Source organism: Streptomyces sp. NPDC111628 (genome assembly GCF_055635195.1).
In genome coordinates this window covers 193,428-210,564 of the sequence record NZ_JBVKBZ010000003.1, presented here as the reverse complement: position 1 = coordinate 210,564, position 17,137 = coordinate 193,428, and the positions used below count along the sequence as shown (strand labels likewise).

At 72.6% G+C, this 17,137-nt stretch carries 14 protein-coding genes; 7 read left to right on the top strand and 7 right to left on the bottom strand.

The window, feature by feature from the left end; translation table 11 throughout:
* The first annotated feature begins 162 nt into the window (after positions 1 to 162).
* Complete coding sequence (locus tag ACZ7MF_RS15895) at positions 163 to 1,989, top strand: glycoside hydrolase family 15 protein (protein ID WP_471477395.1); 1,827 nt, start codon at positions 163 to 165, stop codon at positions 1,987 to 1,989.
* Positions 1,986 to 3,410 carry a glucose-6-phosphate dehydrogenase gene (locus ACZ7MF_RS15890; RefSeq protein ID WP_471477394.1) on the top strand — a complete coding sequence of 475 codons (1,425 nt, stop codon included), beginning with the start codon at positions 1,986 to 1,988 and terminating at the stop codon, positions 3,408 to 3,410. Before ACZ7MF_RS15895 ends, ACZ7MF_RS15890 begins: the two co-directional genes overlap by 4 nt.
* Positions 3,411 to 3,461: 51 nt before the next feature.
* Here ACZ7MF_RS15890 and ACZ7MF_RS15885 read toward each other — a convergent pair whose 3' ends face one another.
* A complete protein-coding gene (locus ACZ7MF_RS15885; RefSeq protein ID WP_471477393.1) occupies positions 3,462 to 4,028 on the bottom strand; it encodes a TetR/AcrR family transcriptional regulator in 567 nt (188 codons plus the stop codon).
* Positions 4,029 to 4,147: 119 nt separating this feature from the next.
* Between ACZ7MF_RS15885 and ACZ7MF_RS15880 the strand changes: the two genes are divergently transcribed.
* Positions 4,148 to 5,266 carry a saccharopine dehydrogenase NADP-binding domain-containing protein gene (locus tag ACZ7MF_RS15880; RefSeq protein WP_471477392.1) on the top strand — a complete coding sequence of 373 codons (1,119 nt, stop codon included), beginning with the start codon at positions 4,148 to 4,150 and terminating at the stop codon, positions 5,264 to 5,266.
* Between the two features lie 53 nt (positions 5,267 to 5,319).
* Here the strand turns inward: ACZ7MF_RS15880 and ACZ7MF_RS15875 are convergent, their stop codons facing one another.
* The gene (locus ACZ7MF_RS15875; RefSeq protein ID WP_471477391.1) at positions 5,320 to 8,466 is read right to left on the bottom strand and encodes a discoidin domain-containing protein; all 3,147 of its coding nucleotides are present in this window, start codon (positions 8,464 to 8,466) and stop codon (positions 5,320 to 5,322) included.
* A gap of 79 nt (positions 8,467 to 8,545) precedes the next feature.
* Positions 8,546 to 10,864, bottom strand: a complete 2,319-nt coding sequence (locus ACZ7MF_RS15870; protein ID WP_471477390.1) for a beta-L-arabinofuranosidase domain-containing protein — start codon at positions 10,862 to 10,864, stop codon at positions 8,546 to 8,548.
* 324 nt (positions 10,865 to 11,188) lie between these two features.
* Between ACZ7MF_RS15870 and ACZ7MF_RS15865 the strand changes: the two genes are divergently transcribed.
* The 4 genes from ACZ7MF_RS15865 to ACZ7MF_RS15850 all read left to right on the top strand — a co-directional run bounded on the left by ACZ7MF_RS15865 (position 11,189) and on the right by ACZ7MF_RS15850 (position 14,170).
* Positions 11,189 to 12,589, top strand: a complete 1,401-nt coding sequence (locus ACZ7MF_RS15865) for a glycoside hydrolase family 43 protein (RefSeq protein WP_471477389.1) — start codon at positions 11,189 to 11,191, stop codon at positions 12,587 to 12,589.
* A 218-nt stretch (positions 12,590 to 12,807) separates the two neighbouring features.
* Complete coding sequence (locus ACZ7MF_RS15860; protein WP_471477388.1) at positions 12,808 to 13,137, top strand: carotenoid oxygenase family protein; 330 nt, start codon at positions 12,808 to 12,810, stop codon at positions 13,135 to 13,137.
* On the top strand, positions 13,134 to 13,295 hold the full coding sequence (locus ACZ7MF_RS15855; protein ID WP_471477387.1) for a hypothetical protein: 162 nt from the start codon (positions 13,134 to 13,136) through the stop codon (positions 13,293 to 13,295). The genes ACZ7MF_RS15860 and ACZ7MF_RS15855 overlap by 4 nt, the downstream gene beginning before the upstream one ends.
* Positions 13,296 to 13,573: 278 nt before the next feature.
* A complete protein-coding gene (locus ACZ7MF_RS15850; RefSeq protein ID WP_471477386.1) occupies positions 13,574 to 14,170 on the top strand; it encodes a carotenoid oxygenase family protein in 597 nt (198 codons plus the stop codon).
* Between the two features lie 71 nt (positions 14,171 to 14,241).
* Here the strand turns inward: ACZ7MF_RS15850 and ACZ7MF_RS15845 are convergent, their stop codons facing one another.
* The 4 genes from ACZ7MF_RS15845 to ACZ7MF_RS15830 form a co-directional block, all read right to left on the bottom strand.
* Complete coding sequence (locus ACZ7MF_RS15845) at positions 14,242 to 14,862, bottom strand: TetR/AcrR family transcriptional regulator (RefSeq protein WP_471477385.1); 621 nt, start codon at positions 14,860 to 14,862, stop codon at positions 14,242 to 14,244.
* 94 nt (positions 14,863 to 14,956) lie between these two features.
* Entirely contained in the window at positions 14,957 to 15,289 is a 333-nt protein-coding gene (locus ACZ7MF_RS15840; protein ID WP_471477384.1) for a nuclear transport factor 2 family protein, read from the bottom strand.
* A 20-nt stretch (positions 15,290 to 15,309) separates the two neighbouring features.
* Positions 15,310 to 16,209 carry an SDR family oxidoreductase gene (locus ACZ7MF_RS15835; RefSeq protein WP_471477383.1) on the bottom strand — a complete coding sequence of 300 codons (900 nt, stop codon included), beginning with the start codon at positions 16,207 to 16,209 and terminating at the stop codon, positions 15,310 to 15,312.
* Positions 16,210 to 16,268: 59 nt separating this feature from the next.
* Complete coding sequence (locus ACZ7MF_RS15830; protein WP_471477382.1) at positions 16,269 to 17,009, bottom strand: SDR family oxidoreductase; 741 nt, start codon at positions 17,007 to 17,009, stop codon at positions 16,269 to 16,271.
* Positions 17,010 to 17,137: the final 128 nt, after the last annotated feature.

The following is a 17,137-nucleotide window of genomic DNA, read 5'->3' as shown; positions in this document are numbered from 1 at the left end:
CGATCGGGCTCGGACGACGTATCGGGCCCGGACGGGGCATCAGGCCGGTCCGACGCCCCGGATGCGCCGCCGACCCGGTGACCTGGTTTGCGGGCAGCGCCGGCTTGGCCGACTCTGGATCATGAGCACCAGGCGCAGGTGGGCTGCTGAGGAGCGAACGGTATGTACGATCCCGACCCGCCGTTCCGGCCGATTCGCCGGCCGGACGGCTACCTGCCCCTCGAGGACCTCGGTCTGATCGGAGACGGCACCACGGCGGCGCTGGTCGGCCTGGACGGCACCATCCCGTGGATGTGCCTGCCCCGCTTCGACTCCGATCCCGTCTTCTGCGCGCTGCTGGACCACGCCCGTGGCGGACACTTCACCGTGACGCCCGAGAACCTGCGCGAGGCCCGGCAACGGTACGAACCCGACACCGGCGTACTGCACACGGAGTTGCGCAGCGACACGGGGCTGGTGCGCGTCACGGACGCGCTGGTCCTGCGCTCCGGCGCCGATCTGTCCGACGACGCGCCGTCCGGCCGCCGGGAACTCGTCCGCTCGGTGCTGGTCCTGGAGGGACGGGTACGCCTCAGGGTGGAGGTGGAGCCGCGCGGCGGGGCCCAGGCCCACCACCTGTACAGCGGCCTGGAGGTACGGCCCGCCCGCAACGAGCGGCTGCGCCTCCACCTGCGCTCCAACCGCCCCCTGGACGGCCTGCGGACCGTGCAGGAGCTGGAGCGGGGCGACCGGCTCGATCTGGTGCTGTCCTGGGGGCGTTTCCACCGCCACCACCGCTTCGACCCCGACGCCATGCTCCACCAGACGGCCGACGCCTGGCGGCGGTGGATGCGCTCGTGCGACTACGCCGGCCCGCAGGAAGCCCTCGTGCGGCGTGCCGCGATCACGTTGAAGCTCTGCGACGACTGGGCGAACGGGTCACTCGTCGCCGCACCCACCTCGTCGTTGCCCGCGCCCATCGGCGGTGTCCGCAACTGGGACTACCGCTACGCCTGGATCCGGGACGCCGCCTTCGCGGTCTTCGCGCTGCGCCGCATCGGCTTCGGCGGCGAGGCCGACGCGTTCCTCGGCTGGGTCCTCGACGCGTTCGAGCGCAGCCGCCGGCCCCGCATCATGTACACCCTGGACGGCGACCGGGTGCCGGAGGAGATCGAGGACGCCGGCCTGGAGGGCTACCGCGGCTCCGCACCCGTCCGCTGGGGCAACGGCGCCGCCGACCAACGCCAGCACGACGTGTACGGCGAGATCCTGGACTGCGCCGACCAGTGGCTGCGCCGGGGAGGAGAGATCCAGCCCGCCATGTGGGCCAGCCTGGCCGGGCTCGCCGACGCGGCCGTCCACACCTGGCGCCGGCCGGACCAGGGTCTGTGGGAGATCCGCGGCGAGGGGCGGCCGTTCACCTACTCCGTCGGCCTGTGCCAGGTGGCGCTGGACCGGGCGGCCCAGATCGCGGAGCGCTACGGCCTGCCCGGCAACGTCGGCCAATGGCGCCGTGAGGCGGGCCGGTTGCGGGAACTCATCCTGGAGCGGTCCTGGGACGAGGACGCGCAGACGCTCAGCGTGTACATGGACGGCGGCGGCGTCCTCGACGCGAGCCTGCTGAACCTGCCGCTGCGCCAGGTCGTACCGGTCGACCACCCCCGCATGGTGGCGACCACCCGGGCCGTCGCGGAGCGCCTCTCGGCCGGTGAGGGGCTGCTCTACCGCTATCTGCACGACGACCACCCCGACGGCCTCCCCGGCTCCGAGGGCGCCTTCGTCCTGTGCAGCTTCTGGATGGTGGACAACCTGACCGGTCAGGGCCGGCTCGACGAGGCCGAGGAACTGTACGCGTCACTGTGCTCGCGGGCCAGCCCCCTGGGGCTCCTGTCGGAGCAGGTCGACCCCACCACAGGAGCATTCATGGGCAACGCACCCCAGGCCTTCAGCCACATCGGGACGATCGCCAGCGGAGTCAATCTCGAACGGGCGAGGGGCGCTTCCCGATGACCATCCGACGCCTCGTCGTCTTCGGGGGCACGGGCGACCTCACCGGCCGATACCTCCTTCCGGCCCTGGCCGCCCTCTACGCGGCGGGACACCTCGACGACCGGTTCAGCCTGCGGGCCGCCAGCCGGGAGGACTGGGACGACGCCCGGTACCGCGAGTGGGCCGACGGCCAACTCGACCGGCACGGCACCGATTTCCCCGCGACCGCCCGGTCCGCCGTCACGGCGTCGGCGGACTACCGCAGGGCGGACGTCACCGACCCCGCGGACGTCGCCGCCGCCGTCGCCGGGGACGACCCCGTGGCCGTCTACCTCGCCCTGCCGCCCGCGCTCTTCCCGGCGACGGTGACCGCGCTCCACCGGGCGGGACTTCCCCGGGGCAGCCGCATCGTGTTGGAGAAGCCGTTCGGGGAGAACCTCTCCGACGCACGGGAACTCAACCGGCTGCTGTCCGAACTCGTGCCCGAGCGCGCCGTGTTCCGGGTCGACCACTTCCTGGCCATGACGACCGTCCAGAACGTGCTCGGCAGCCGGCTCGCCAACCGGATGCTCGAACCGATCTGGAACAGCACCCACATCGCCGAGATCGAGATCGTCTGGGACGAGACCCTCGCCCTGGAAGGACGGGCCGGCTACTACGACCACGTGGGCGCGCTGAAGGACATGGTGCAGAACCACCTGTTGCAGCTGCTGTGCCTGGTGGCCATGGAGCCACCGCTCACCCTCGGGGAGCGGGACCTGCGCGACCGCAAGGTCGACGTGCTGCGATCGGTGCGGCCGCTGACCGACTACGACGTCGTACAGCGCACCCGTCGCGCCCGCTACTCGGGCGGCCGGGGCGCCGGCCGCGACGTGCCCGCCTACGTCGACGAAGCGGGTGTCGACGCGGGGCGCCGCACCGAGACCTTCGCCGAGATCGTGCTGGAACTCGACAGCTGGCGCTGGGCGGGCACCCGGTTCCGGCTGCGCAGCGGCAAGGCCCTCGGCACGGACCGCAAGGAGGTCGCCGTGCGCTTCCGCTCCGTCCCCCACCTGCCCTTCGGGCAGGACCAGGACGTCCGTCCCAACGTGCTGCGCTTCGGACTGGAGCCGGAGAGCCTGAGCGTGGACCTGACCGCGACCGGCTCCCGTCCCGAAACCCTCACCCAGCTCTCGCTGACCGCCCGCATGGACACCCCCGACCTGCCGGCCTACGGGCGGCTGCTGCTGGACGTCCTGCGCGGCGACCCCGCCCTGTCCATCCGGGGCGACGAGGCCGAGGAGGCGTGGCGGGTCGTCGAGCCGGTCCTGTCCGCCTGGGAGCGAGGACTGGTGCCGCTGGAGGAGTACCCGGTCGGCTCGGACGGGCCGCCGCCGCGCCACGCCACGCCCGAGCGGCGGGACGACCTGCTGCACGAGGAGTCGGTCATGCGGGCCGAGTGAACGCCCGCACACGACGACGCCGGCGTGTCGTCCCGGGCGGTTGAAGGATCGTCACGTTCCGGCGAGGGCGGCCCGCAGCCGGTCGGTCACCGTGTCCAGGCAGCTGTCGAAACCGATGCGTCCCCCGGCGTCGATCCAGCGTCGGAAGGCGTTGCCGAAGGCCACCGTGGCGAGCTGTGCGACGAGTTCGGCCGTGTCGGTCTCCACCTGCCGCTGGACGAGGGCGTCGCGGACCGCCCGGGTGATCGCGGCCGCCTTGGTCCGTTCGCGCTCCTGCAACTCGGGGCTGGCGTCGATGACCGCCCGCCGCTCCGCCGAGTCGTGCACCTGCGCCACCAGTTCGGTGCCGACACGGGACATCGCCCCAAGGGCGGCGGTGAGGGGAGCCGCGTCGGGGTCCGCCGCCAGGACGGCCTCCGCCAGTGCCGGGGGCAGGAGCTCCGAGCCGCCGAACAGGACCTCCCGCTTGTCCGGGAAGTAGCGGAAGTACGAGCGCCGGGTGAGTCCGGCCCGCTCGGCGATGTCGGTCACGGTCACGTCGTCGTAGCCGCGCTCCAGGTAGAGCTCCAGAGCCGCCCGCTTCAGGCGCTGCTCCGCACCCGGGTCCCACCTTGCCATGGGCCGACTCTAACAGGTGATGTCTCGCTGTGTCGTCAGTGCTAGCCTGAAGTCATGGCACGGTGTGTCATCACTGGGGCGTGCGTCCCGGTGCCGCCCGGAGCAGACAGGACAGGGCCATGACCGAGACCAGCGGGACCAGCGGGACGACCAGCGAGAACAGGACGGACGACGAGGTGTGGATCGTCGGGGCCACCGGCCGTGTGGGCCGGGGCGTGGCCGGGCGACTGGCCGCGCGGGGCCTGACGGTCGTGCCGGTCGGGCGCAGCCGGGAGCGGATGGCCGCAGCAGGCGCCGAAGCCGGCCTCCCCGCCGGCACGAAGGTCGTCGTCGCCGACTCGGCAGAGCGGATCGCGCAGGAGGTGTCGCGACAGCGCCCCCGGGTCGTGGTGAACACGATGGGCGCCTACGCCACCACGGCGCCGGTGATCGCCCGTGCCTGCATGTCCGGCGGCGGCCACTACGTCGACCAGGCCAACGACGTGGTCGCCGTGGCGGGACTCCTCGCCCTGCACGAGGAGGCGACGCGGGCGGGCAGCACCCTGGTCACCGGCGCCGGATTCGGGGTGCTGGCGACGGAGGCGGTCGTGCGGAAGCTGTGCGAGGGGCGGCCCGCGCCGCACCGGGTGCGCGTCGACTCCGTGGCCTCGGTGGCCGTCGAGGCCGGTGCCCTCGGCTCCGCCCTGGCGGCCAGCATCGTGGACGCCCTCACAGCCGGCGGGCGCCGCTACGCCGACGGTCGGCTGGTGGTCTCGCGCCTCGGTGCCGACCCGCAGCGGCTCTCTTTCCCCGACGGGACGTCGGCCCGGTCGGCGGGTGTCGCCTCCGGCGAGCTCGTCGCGGCCCGGGAGGCCAGCGGGGCACCGTTCGTCACCGCGACGTCCTCCCTCGCACCGAGCACGCCGCTGCTGCGTGCCGTGGTCCCGCCGCTGGGCCGCCTGCTGTCCGTCCCGGCACTGCGGCGCCTCGCCGTCGACCGGCTCGGCCGGGTCACCGTCAAGGCCACGCCCCGTCCACGCGAGCACTCCTGGGGTCACGCCGTCGTGGAGTGGGCCGACGGCACCCGGCGCGAGGGCTGGCTCCGTGCCGGCGAGGGCATGGACTTCACGACCGACGTCACCGCCACCGTCACCGAACTGCTGACCCGCGGCGCCGGCCGGCCCGGGGCCTGGACGCCGGCCGCCGCCCTGGGTCCGGATCTGGCGACCGGCGCCGGGGGCACCTTCGTACTGGACTGACGCCCACCGGGCCCCCGTCGCAGGCCGGCCCGGCGGACACCTGAGGGACTGCCTCAGCCCACGGAGAGCCGGACCAGCCCGTCGTGTGCGTGCGGTGCACCCTGCACCGTCACCGCGACGTACCGGACCGAGCCCGCCCGGGTGAGCCGGCGTACGCGTCCACGGCCGTCCAGGGCGCCGACCTGCTGATAGCGCACCCCGTCGGTGCTGAACTCCACGCGGGCCGCCGGTGCCGCGCCGGTCCTCCACTGCGCCTCCACCCACCGCACCCCGGTGCGCGTCCCCAGGTCGACCACCATGCGGCCGTCGCGACCGGGGCGCCAGGCCGTGTCCGGGTCGCCGTCCACGGCGGCGTCGGGACTGGACATCCCCGACGGCACAGGACTGGTCGGGAAGGTGTTCCGGCCCAGGGCCTGGTCCTGGTGCGGGAAGGCCTGTGCCCCGCGCAGCGTCACCCGCGTCTCGCGTCCGCCCCGCACGGTCGCGTCGGTGCCCCGCCCCTGAGCCTCGATCCGCAGCCGGCAGTGGGCGCCGGACAGGATCAGGGTCGCCCCGTCGGCCACCCGGACCCGCAGCCCGGACGGCAGGGAACGGCCGGACAGCGCGGTGAGGGTGAAGCGTGGCGCGAGCAGCGAGGCCGACGCCGCGTCCAGCCGCGCACCGTAGTCGATGCCCTCCCGGGTCACCGTCTGCTCACCCTCGTAGACCTGCCGGCGCCCGCCCTGCTGCGGCACCGCGACCCGGGTCTCCACCTCGTCCGCCGACAGGTTGAACAGGCTCAGGTACCCGTCCACCCGCGCCGCGCGGACCCGGCCGTCCCCGGCGGTGGGCGCGGCACGACGGGCCAGCACGCCCAGGTCCCCGGCGGACACGCCGCAGTGCCCCTCGATCACCAGCGGCTCCCGGGCCCCTTCGGCCGGGACGATCGTGTCGCCGTACACGGCCAGCGTGTGCTCGCCGCCGCCGCGGACGACGAGCCCGGCACGGCCGTCGACGTCGAGCCAGCCGCCGCCGCTGCGCAGCGAGGGGGCCGGGCCGGTCGCCAGGTCGGTCCACCGCTCGCCGTCCGGCGAACCCTGCAACCGGTAGGAGCGGCCGGCGGCCGCCTCCCAGCGCAGCGTGACCCGGTCCAGCGTGCGCTCGGCGCCGAGATCGACGGCCCACCAGCTGTCCGCCCGCTTGCGGTCCTCGCGGGAGACCGCCCAGCGGCTTGCGCCGTTGCCGTCCACGGCCAGCTCCGGCCCCATGCCGGCCGACTGCGAGGAGGCCGACGCCGTGCCGCCGCGGGCGAGGTCGGGCCCCTCGGCCCCGTCCCGCGCCTCGATCGCGTACAGCGAGTACCCGTACGTCGGGTCGGGCCGGACGCCCAGCATGCGCAGGTGCCGCACCGTCGTGCGGAGGAAGGTCAGTTCGTCGACGCGCCCCGCGGCCGAGGGCGTGGCGTCCTGCGCGCGGACCGTGGCCGAGCCCTCCGCGAACCGGTAGGTGCGGCTGCCGTCGAGGCCCGCCACCCCGGGCATGGTCAGGTTGTGCACCTCCAGCCGCGAAGCGGCCGCGCCCGGCCCCTCGCAGGCGTAGACCACGGCGCCCGTGGGGAGCGTGGCGTACCCGGCGAAGCCCTCGCCGAGGCGCAGCAGCGTGGCGCTGCCGTCGAAGCCGTCCCGCAGCGCCGTGTGCACGCGCACCGTCCTGCCGGTGACCTCCGCGGCGGTCGAGGGCAGGAACATCGGGGTGGCGCCGCCGAGCCGGAACAGCCAGTCGTCGTGCGCCGGCTGCCAGGCGAACTTCACGAACCCGGGCTTCGTCACCGCACCCGCCCAGGCCGCGGGAGACTGGTGGGACACCAGACCGGGGCCGCTCCCGAAGTCCGTGACCCCCGACGCGTACGCGAACAACTCCTCGCGCGACAGGGGACGCACCCGCGGCCCCGCCTGCGGCCACACGTGCAGCAGATAGCTGATGGCCAGTTCCGCGCGCGCCTCGGGCTCGTACTTCGGTTCGCCCGAGAACTTCGCCAGCCGGTACTCGGGCGGGTACGCCTGGTACGCCTCCAGGCGTGCGGCCAGCTCCGTCTCCGCGCGGGCCGCCGCCCGGTCACCCGCGACCCGGGACAGGAAGGCCAGCGGTATGACGTCCCTGCCGTACAGGTGCTCGCGGTCGTCCACCATCGGCATCAGTGGCTCGCCCGCGTCCGACATGACGCCCAGCAGGGTCCGCCACAGCGGCTCCGCGTTGGGCTGTCTGGTCAGCACCTCGGGCAGCGGCTGCCCCGCGGCGAGGAAGTGCGCCGCGTTGCGCCCGGAGGTCCGCCACATCTCCTCCTGGTAGTGCGGGCCGAAGGAGCCGTGGTTCTCGACGATGAAGGTGTCGTACGTGTTGTGCGCGGTGTTGTGCGAGACCGGCACCCCGTCCACCCGTGCGGGGTTGGCCAGGTCGGCGGGCGGCAGGCCGCCCTCGTTGCGCGACCAGGTGCCGTAGTCGGCCGCCCACTCGGAGCGGCGCCGGTCGTCCGGCGCCCAGGCCAGCGCCGGAGCGAGGGTCTGCGCGTAGAGCCCCATCTCCTCCAGCTTGGTGTCGCCGACGTATCCGCCCGCGAGCCCGTTCGGGGTCCAGGAGCCGGAGTACGGGTCGTCGCCCGTTCCCAACGAGTGCGTGTACGCCGCCTGTTCGCGGGTGATGGTGTCGACGGCGGAGCGGGTGGCGGCGTCGAGCTCGTCCCACAGCAGGTGCGCGGCGAGGACGAAGTACGACTGGAAGGTGGTGTCGAAGAACAGGGTGCGGCCCCACTGGGTGCCGCCGGTCAGCCGGTTGGAGGCGGCGTAGTGGCGCAGGGTCGCCAGGGTGCGGCGCCTGAGCGTCTCCCGGTCGATGCCGGCCGCTTCCTCGTCGAAGGTCCCGTGCGTCAGCAGCACGGCATGTCCGAGGACGACGGCGAACCCGAAGTTCCGGTCGCTGTACGCCCCCTTGGCCTCGTCCCACTGCGTCTCGGACCAGCGGGTGTGCCGCAGCAGCACGCGGTGGTACGTGGCAGCGACGTCGTCCGGCGGGTCGACGCTCCGGGCGGCTCCGGAAGCGGCTCCGGAAGCGGCCACGGCGGCCGAAGGGGACCCCAGCGCCGGCTGGAGGGCGGCCGCGGCGCCGGTCGCGCCGAGGAGTTGCAGGAGGAGCCTGCGGCCTACAGGGAGGGAAACGGGGCCCATGATGGTCCTCTTCGGCAGACGACAACGTTGTCAACGAAGGTCATCCTTGAACGACCCCGAGGCGCCTGTCAATGGCCGTTCAGCGCAGGATCCGCCAGCGGTTGTCGGCCGTACCGTCGTCCGCGTCCTGCACGACGAAGGCGCCGACTCCGGGGGAGTCGTTCTGGACGGCGAGCAGCTTCCCGCTGTGGGCGTTGCGGATCGTGCAGGTTCCGTCGCTCTGGTCGAGGAGCGTCCAACGGTGGTCCGCGGTGCCGTTGTCGGCCCACTGCAGCACGGTCGCCCCGTCGGCCGTCGACATGTCGAGCACGCCGAGCACCTTGCCACTGTGAAGGTTGCGCAGGCGGTGGGTGCCGCCCGCGTCGGGTACCAACTGCCAGTCGTGGTCCGCGGTCCCGGAGTCGGTCCAGAGCAGGGCGCGGCCGCCGTCGGCGGTGGACATGTCCTGGATGCCCAGCACCAGGGCGCCGTCGGCGTTGGCGATGCGGACGGAGTCGAGGCCGCTGGTGTTCCAGTAGACGGTGTAGTTGTGCCCGTGGGCGTCGTGGAACGGGCCGAGGTCCACGGTGGCACCGTTCGAGGTCGCGGTGAAGGCGAGCGAGGTGGGACCGGTCCGCCTGATCGACGCGACGTCCAGGGACGGGAGGGAGGACAGGGCGGTGTCCCCGTAGTTCCCGGAGAGGGTGACCGGCCCGTGGGTGACGGCACCGACGGCCGGGTTGTCGTTGGCGGGCCGTACGACGGTGCGCATCGGCAGGCGGACGGTGACGGTGTCCCCGGAGGTCCAGGCACGCTGCACGGTCGCGTAGGTGCCCGGCTCGGTGGTGATGTCCTGCGGGACGCCGTTGACCTGGACGGTGGCACCGGTGGTCCAGCCGGGGATGCGGACGCGCAGGGCCCAGGTGCCGCCGGCGTCGCCGGTGACCCGCAGCGTCGTGGTGTCGCTCGCCGGGTACGAGGTGGTCTGCGTGACGGTGATGCCGCGCTCGGCCCAGGTGAGGACCGAGGGGACGAACAGGTTCACGGTCAGTGTGGTGCCGCCGTCGTGGAAGTAGACGGACTCCATCAGCCGTGTGTGCATCTCCAGGCCGGTGCCCTGGCAGCACCAGAAGGTGGTGTAGTCGGTGCTCCAGGTGCCGCCGCCCCACGCCGGGCCCACACCGCGTCGGCCGCCGGGCCGCAGCGGGGTGAAGTAGGTGACGTGGCCGTGCGGATCGGCCGGGTTCTGCTGGCCGATCATGTGGTTGAGCCACGCCCGCTCGTAGTAGTCGAACAACTCGGCCCGGTCCGGAGTCAGCGTGAACAACTCACGGGTGAGAGTAAGCATGTTGACCGTGTTGCAGCTCTCGCAGGTGTCGTTCGCCAGGTGCGCGGCGATCGCGTTCGGGGCGCGGAAGTGCTCCGCCTGGCTGTTGCCGCCGATGGCGTAGGTGTGGGTGGTGACGCACATGTTCCAGGCGTTGGTGGCGATGTCCCGGTAGCGCGTCGTGCCGGTGGCCTTGTACTCGCGCACGGCCCCGATCCACTTCGGCACCTGCGTGTTGGCGTGCAGCCCGGCCAGCCGGTCCTGGTCCGCCGCCAGCGGGTCGAACACCGCGGCGTGATCGAACCGCTGGGCGACGGCGAGCCATCGGGTGTCGCCGGTCTGCTGGCAGAGGTCGGTCAGGACGGCGTTCATGCCGCCGAACTCGGTGCCCAGGACGGCCTGCATCCGCGTGCTGCTCAGCCGGGCGGTGCGCCGGTCGACCCAGCCGGCCAGGGCGAGCAGTACGTCGCGGGCCTGGACGCTGCCGAGATGCCGCCACACGTCCAGCAGGCCGGTGAGGGTCTTGTGGATCGTGTAGTACGGCACATTGCCGTTGGTCAGCGTTCCGGACTCCAGGGCGGCGAAGTCCGACTCGGGGTAGCCGGAGAGATACCCGGCGCCGAAGCCCGCGGCGCCGTTGTTGGCCTGGCACTTGGCCAGCTCGGCCACCATGTGGCGGGCCTTGTCCCGGCAGACGGCGTCCCCGGTCACGGCGTACACCTGCGCCCACGCGGTGAGGAAGTGGCCCTGCACATGGCTGCGGAAGGGGAAGTCGGGCGCCTCCCAGCCGCCGGTGGCGGCCGCGCCGTTCGTGGACAGGCGGTGGTTGGCGCGGAAGTTGTACAGCAGCCGGTCGACGTCGACGAACCGCAGATAGCTCCGGGTGCGGTTCTGGTTGTCCAGCCACCTGCTCGCGGTCGGCCTGACCCGGCCGAGGCCGAAGGGGAACGCCAGCGCTCCGATGTCGGCCCGGGCCGGCGGGAGGACCGCTCCGTGGGCGGGGGAGCCGCCGACGAGAGGACCGGCGGCGGCCGCCGCGGCCGTCGTTCCGGCGATCTGGAGCATGCGCCTTCTGCTGAGGGGCGTGGGCATGGAACCACCTTTGCGTTCGCCGTGACGGGACAGGGTGGACGGAGGAGCGTGGCGCGTGGTTCGCGAGACATTTGTTCGACATATCGAACGGCGTTCGGGAAATCGTCGAGACCCTAGTTCCGGGGCCGGTTGGCAGTCAACGGGTCCGACCGTTTCCGTGGCGGAGGGTGACGGTGTTGACGCGTCCCCGACACGGCTCTACGGTCTGACCGGTCTTCCGAACCAGGTTCGAAATCTCGTACGCCGCGAAGCCGCAGGCCTGCCGCACGCCCCGGGCCGGTCTCGTCCACGTCCCGTCCGCCCCCGCACGAACCCGGAGAGCCGATGACCCCTGTTCCGCACCCGCCCATGCCGTCCCGCAGGTACTTCCTCGGTGCCGCCGCGGCCACCTCCCTGGCCCTGGCCACCGACCTGACCCTGGGTTCCGGTCCCGCCCAGGCAGCCGACTCCGCCTACGTCATGGGCTACTTCACCGAATCGCCGAGCGGCCTCGGCACCGACTACGGCCTGCACCTCGCCGTCAGCACGGACTCGCTGAACTGGACGCCCCTGAACCAGAACAACCCCGTCGTCACCCCCACCGCGGGCGCCGGTGGTCTGCGCGACCCGTTCATCATGCGCAAGCGCGACGGCACCTTCGTCGTGCTGGCCACCGACCTCAAGGGCACCGACTGGGGCTACAACAGCCAGACCATCCACGTCTGGGACTCCCCGGACCTGCGCACCTTCTCCCACTACCGCCGTCCCCACCTGCACGACATGGTCACCCACAGCTGGGCCCCCGAGGCATTCTGGGACGCCGCGCGCGGCCAGTACGCGATCATCTACTCCTCGGTGAACGAGAGCGGTCACAGCGTCCTGATGGTCAACCACACCAGCGACTTCAGCACGGTCTCCGCACCGCAGGTGTTCTTCGACCCGGGCTACGACATCATCGACGGCGACATGGCCGTCGGGGTGAGCGGCGTCAACTACCTCTACTTCAAGAGCAGCCGCACCGGCGGGCTGGTCGGTGCGCGCTCCACCTCCCTCAACCCCGGCAGCTTCGTGCCCTTCAGCACGTCCGTCGCCCACGGCGGCACCGAGGCACCCACCCTGGTGAAGTCACCGACCTCGGACGACTGGTACCTGTGGGGCGACACCTACACGCCCAACGGTGTCTTATACGCCTGGCGGACCATCGACCTCGCCGCCGGCACCTGGACCCCGGTCGACCAGCGGCTCTACACCCACCCCGGCAACGCCAAGCACTGCACGATCGCCCCCGTCACCGCCACCGAGTACACCAACCTGCTGGCCCGGTGGGGAGCTCCCGCCTGGAACCGGCTCAAGTCCTTCAACTATCCGGCCCGCTACCTCCGCCACGCCGATTTCACGGCACGGATCGACACCTATCCCTTCGACCCGTACACCGACTCCCAGTGGAAGCTGGTCCCCGGTCTGGCCGACCCTTCCGGCGTATCCTTCCAGTCGGTCAACCACCCCGCCCGCCACCTGCGGCACTACGACTTCCAGGTCCGGCTCGACGCCGATGACGGCAGCACCGCCTTCGCCGAGGACGCCACATTCCACCGCGTGCCCGGCCTCGCCGACGCCACATGGGCGTCCTTCCGCTCGCACAACTACCCGACCCGCCACCTCAGGCACGCCGACTACCTGATGCGCGTCGACCCGATCAGCTCCCCGACGGACCGCGCCGACGCCACCTTCTCCGTCGGTTTCTGACGCGAGGACCGGCACCCGGGACAGGGGGTGGTGCCAGCACCCCGCACGATCCGGAGCCTGGGCCACCTGCCTCGCCGGCCGCCGCGGAGGAAGGTTGATCCCGTCACCACGCATCCGGCCCGCGCGGCCGGACACCGACGAGGGAACGAGGGATCACGACGGGCAGTCACTCACGGCGGAGAATCCTCAAGGGCGCCGCGGTCGCGGCGGCGGGCAGCGTGGTCGGCAGCGGCCTCGGACCCGGCTTCCACTCGGCCGCGGCGCAGGCGATTCCCGCAGCGCCGAAGGGCGGCGGAGCGCCCGCGACCCCGTTCCTGGAAGGCGCCTTCGCGCCGGTCACCGAGGAGCTGACCGCCTTCGACCTCAACGTCGTCGGCCGCATCCCGGCCGATCTGGACGGCCGCTACCTGCGCAACGGCCCGAACGCGCTGGGCATCGAGGACGTCCGGGCCCACCACTGGATGATCGGCGACGGAATGGTGCACGGGGTACGGCTGCGGGGCGGACGCGCGGGTACCGCAACCGCTGGGTGCGCTCCTCGCAGGTGACGGCGAAACTGGGCGAGACCTGCCCCGGCCAGGCGCCGCCGGACGACTTCCCGTGCAACACGCACGTGATCCCCTACCACGGCCGCATCCTCGCCATGCAGGAAGGCGGCCCCCTGCCGTACGAACTGGACGGCGAACTCAACACCCTGCGCCCGTAGGACTTCCGCGCGACGCAGAGGGGAGCGTTTGCCGCCCACACCAAGTACGACGCGGTGGCCGACGAGCTGCACGCGATCGCGTACTACCCCACCTGGGACCACGTGCGGCACATCGTCGTCGAAGTACGTGGTGATCGTGGACGTACCGATCACCTTCGACGGCGCCGCGGCGGAGGCCGGGGCGATCGTCCCCTACGTGTGGAACGACCGGCACCCCATGCGCCTCGGGCTGCTGCCGTGCGCCGGCGGCACCCCCCCGCTGGTTCGAGATCGACCCCGTGTACTACTCGCACACGCTCAACGCCTACGACCAGGGCGACACGGTCGTGCTGGAGTACATCGGCTTCCCCGCGCCGTTCTACGCCGCGCGGCGCGGGCGGGCCCTCCGCCACCGGGTCACCGACGCTCGACCGGTGGACCGTCGACCTCGGCGCGGCCCGGGTCCGCAGCACTCGTCTGGACGACCGCCCGCAGGAGTTCCCCCGCATCAACGAGTCCCTGTCGCCCGGCGGCACCGCTACGCCTACACCGCGTGCGCGGCCGAGATGTGGCGTGCCTACGAGACCGTCGACGGAGCGTGCCCGGACGAGAAGTTCACCAACTACCTGGTGAAGCACGACATGCTGCGGGGCAGCAGGCAGCCCCACCGCTTCCCCCGGGGCGCGGCGGTCAGCGAACCGGTTTTCGTCCCGCGGCGCGGGGCCCGGGACGAGGACGACGGTTACGTCCTGTCGTACGTGAACGACCCCGACCGCGGCGCGACCGACCTGGTGATCCTTTCCGCCCAGGACTTCGGCGGCCGTCCGCGGGCCCGCGTCCGGCTGCCCGGCCGGGTACCCCTGGGACTCCACGGCAGCTGGGTCCCGGACGCCTGAGACCGGTGCCCGCGGTCCGGCCGGCCGGCGGTGTTCCGGCCGGTGGTGTGGGGGCGCCCGGCCCGCCTCGTTCAGACGGGCCGGGGGCACACCCCGTCCAGGAGGTTGGTGACGAGGGCGGTGACGAAGGCGTCGTCGACGGGTTCGTCGGGGATCAGGAGCCGGTGGTAGACCGCGCCCCAGAGTTGGTCGACGAGGACCTGCACGTCGACCTCGGGGCGGATCTGGCCGAGTTCCCGGGCGCGGCGCAGCCGTTCGGCGGCCAGGGCGCGACGCTGTGCGGAGTACAGCTGCCGGTAGGCGGCGGCCAGGTCGGCGTCGGTCTGTGCGGCGCCGATCAGCTCGGTGAGGATGCGTCCGCCCGGGGTCCGGGTCATCAGGTGGGTGAAGGCGCGCAGCTGGGCGAGCAGGTCGGCGCGGACGTCCCCGGTGTCGGGGAAGGCGAGCGTGTCCTCGACGGCGTGGAAGTAGCCGTCCAGGGCCAGGGCCCCCTTCGAGGGCCACCACTTGTACAGAGTGGTCTTGCTGACCCCCGAAACCCTGGCGACCCGTTCGAAGGTGAGCTGTGCCGTCCCCTCGGCCAGCAGCAGCTCGCCCGCCGCGTGCAGGACCTCGGCCCGTACCTCCTCGGCGGGGCGTCGTCCGCGGCCCCTGCTCCCCGGGTCCGGCCGGCCGTTCGCGTCGTTCGCCACGTTGTACTCCTGATCGATGGGGCGGGTCGGGTGACAGTCTCGCCGTGGGCGCCGGGCACGGTCCAACCGCCGGAGTCCGCGACGGCGCGCGGTGTCACGGTGTGATCGACAGAGCGGCGATCAGCCCGTCGCGCAGGCGGAAGGTCATGGGGCCGGTGCCGTTGTGACCGTTGCCGGACACGGTCAGCGTCGCGACCCAGGTGTCCGGGCCGGGACCGCGCTCGACCGCGTCCAGCTCGAAGTGGGCCTGGACGCCGATGTTGTCGGTGCGGTCCCAGGCGCGCACCCCGTCGCGGCCGTGGAACTCCCGGCCCCAGTCGTACAGGCGGGCGTCCTCGGTGAACGCCGCGGCGAACGCCTCGGAGTCACCCCGGTTGGTGGCGTCGACGAACGCGCGGACGGCGGAGGGGGTTTCGACGGTGGTCACGGTGATCTCCTCGGTGGGTGTCAGCGCTCGACGCCGAGCAGGTCGGCGAGTCCGATGCGGTCGAGGAAGGCGCTGCGGACGCGGTCGGCCGTGTCCGAGACCTCCTGGGAACCGTCGTCGGCGGGGTCGATGTGGACGCGGAAGGGTCGCCGGCCGGCGGGCAGGGCGACGATGCGGGCGATCTCGTCGGAGACCAGCGTCGCGCTCGCCCCCTCGGGCGCGAGCGCGGCGAGCTTGTCCGCCACCTGCTCCATCAGCCCGGCGTACCGGGTCTCGTACTCGGCCTCGACGGCGGTGTCGTCAGGGTGGCCGGAGTGGGCGAAGTGGTTGGTGCCGCTGGTGAACGAGCCGGGCACGACGATCGATGTCTCCACGCCCCAGCGGGCGAGTTCGGCGGCGTAGGACACCGCGAGCGAGTCCATCGCGGCCTTCGCGGCGAAGTACGGGGCCAGGTAGGGCGGGGTGCCGCCCTTGACGCTGCTGCTGGACACCCAGAGCACCAGCCCCTGCTCGCGCCGGCGCATACCGGGCAGGGCGGCGCGGTTGACGCGCTGCGTGGACAGCACGTTCACGTCGTAGAGCGCGGCGAGCTGGTCGGGCGTGAACGCCTCCGCGGGGCCGGTCGACATGTGCCCGGCATTGTGGACGAGGACGTCGATGCGGCCGTGCTCCGCCTCGATGCCCGCGATGGCGGCGTCGACGGAGGCCTGTGAGTTCACGTCGAGTTCGACCGGACGCAGGTCGACACCGTGCTCGCGCGAGTAGTCGACGGCCGCCCGCACCTGCGGCGCGTTGCGGCCGGCGGTGTGGCGCATCCCGGCGTGGACGGTGTGGCCGGCGTCGGCCAGCGCCCGGGCGGTGAGGGCGCCGAAGCCACTGGAGGCGCCGGTGATGACGACGACGGTGCCGGTGGGGGACATGAGCGGGTCCTTTCGGTGGGGAGGAGAAGAAGGGGGAGGGGTTCTGCCGCGGGACGCGGTTACGCGAGGCCGCCGTTGGCGTAGAGGACCTGGCCGTTGATCCAGCGGGCGGGTCCGGCGAGGAAGGCGACGGTCTCGGCGATGTCCTCGGGGCGGCCGAGGCGCTCCAGGGGAGTCGCCCTGGCGAACCTGTCGACGGTCTCCTCGTCCTTGCCCTGGAGGAAGAGGGGAGTGGCCGTGGGGCCGGGGGCGACGGCGTTGACCGTGATGTCCCGGCCGCGCAGTTCCCGGGCGAGGACGAGGGTCATGGCCTCGACCGCTGCCTTGCTGGCGACGTAGGCGCCGTAGGTGGGCAGCTGGGTGCGGACCACTGACGTGGAGAAGTTGACGATGGCCCCGCCGGGCCGCACGGTGCGGGCGGCCTGCTGGTTGACGACGAAGGTGCCGCGGATGTTGGTGCGGTGCATCCGGTCCAGGTCGGCGAGGTCCAGGGTCTCGACGGGCGCGAGGATCATGATGCCGGCGGTGTTGACGACCACGTCGATGCCGCCGAAGGCCGACCGTACGGTGTCGAAGGCGGTGCCCATCGCGTCCTCGTCGGCGACGTCGCCGCCGACCGCGAGTGCCCGGCCGCCGGCGGCGTTGATCGCGGCGACCGTCTCCTCGGCCTTCGCCCGGTTGCCGGCGTACTGGACGGCGACGGCGAACCCGTCCCGGGCCAGGCGCTCGGCCACCACTCGGCCGATGCCGCCGGAACCGCCGGTGACCAGGGCGACGCGGTTGCTCTCGGTGGTGCTCATGGGGATCTCCTGGAAGTCGGTGCGGGCGCTCTAATGAACGGTACGTTCATATAACCATGAAATGAACGAGCTGTCCATATATTCCGTCGACCGGGGCCCGCAGAGGGCTGTGGCGGTGTGTACGAGGA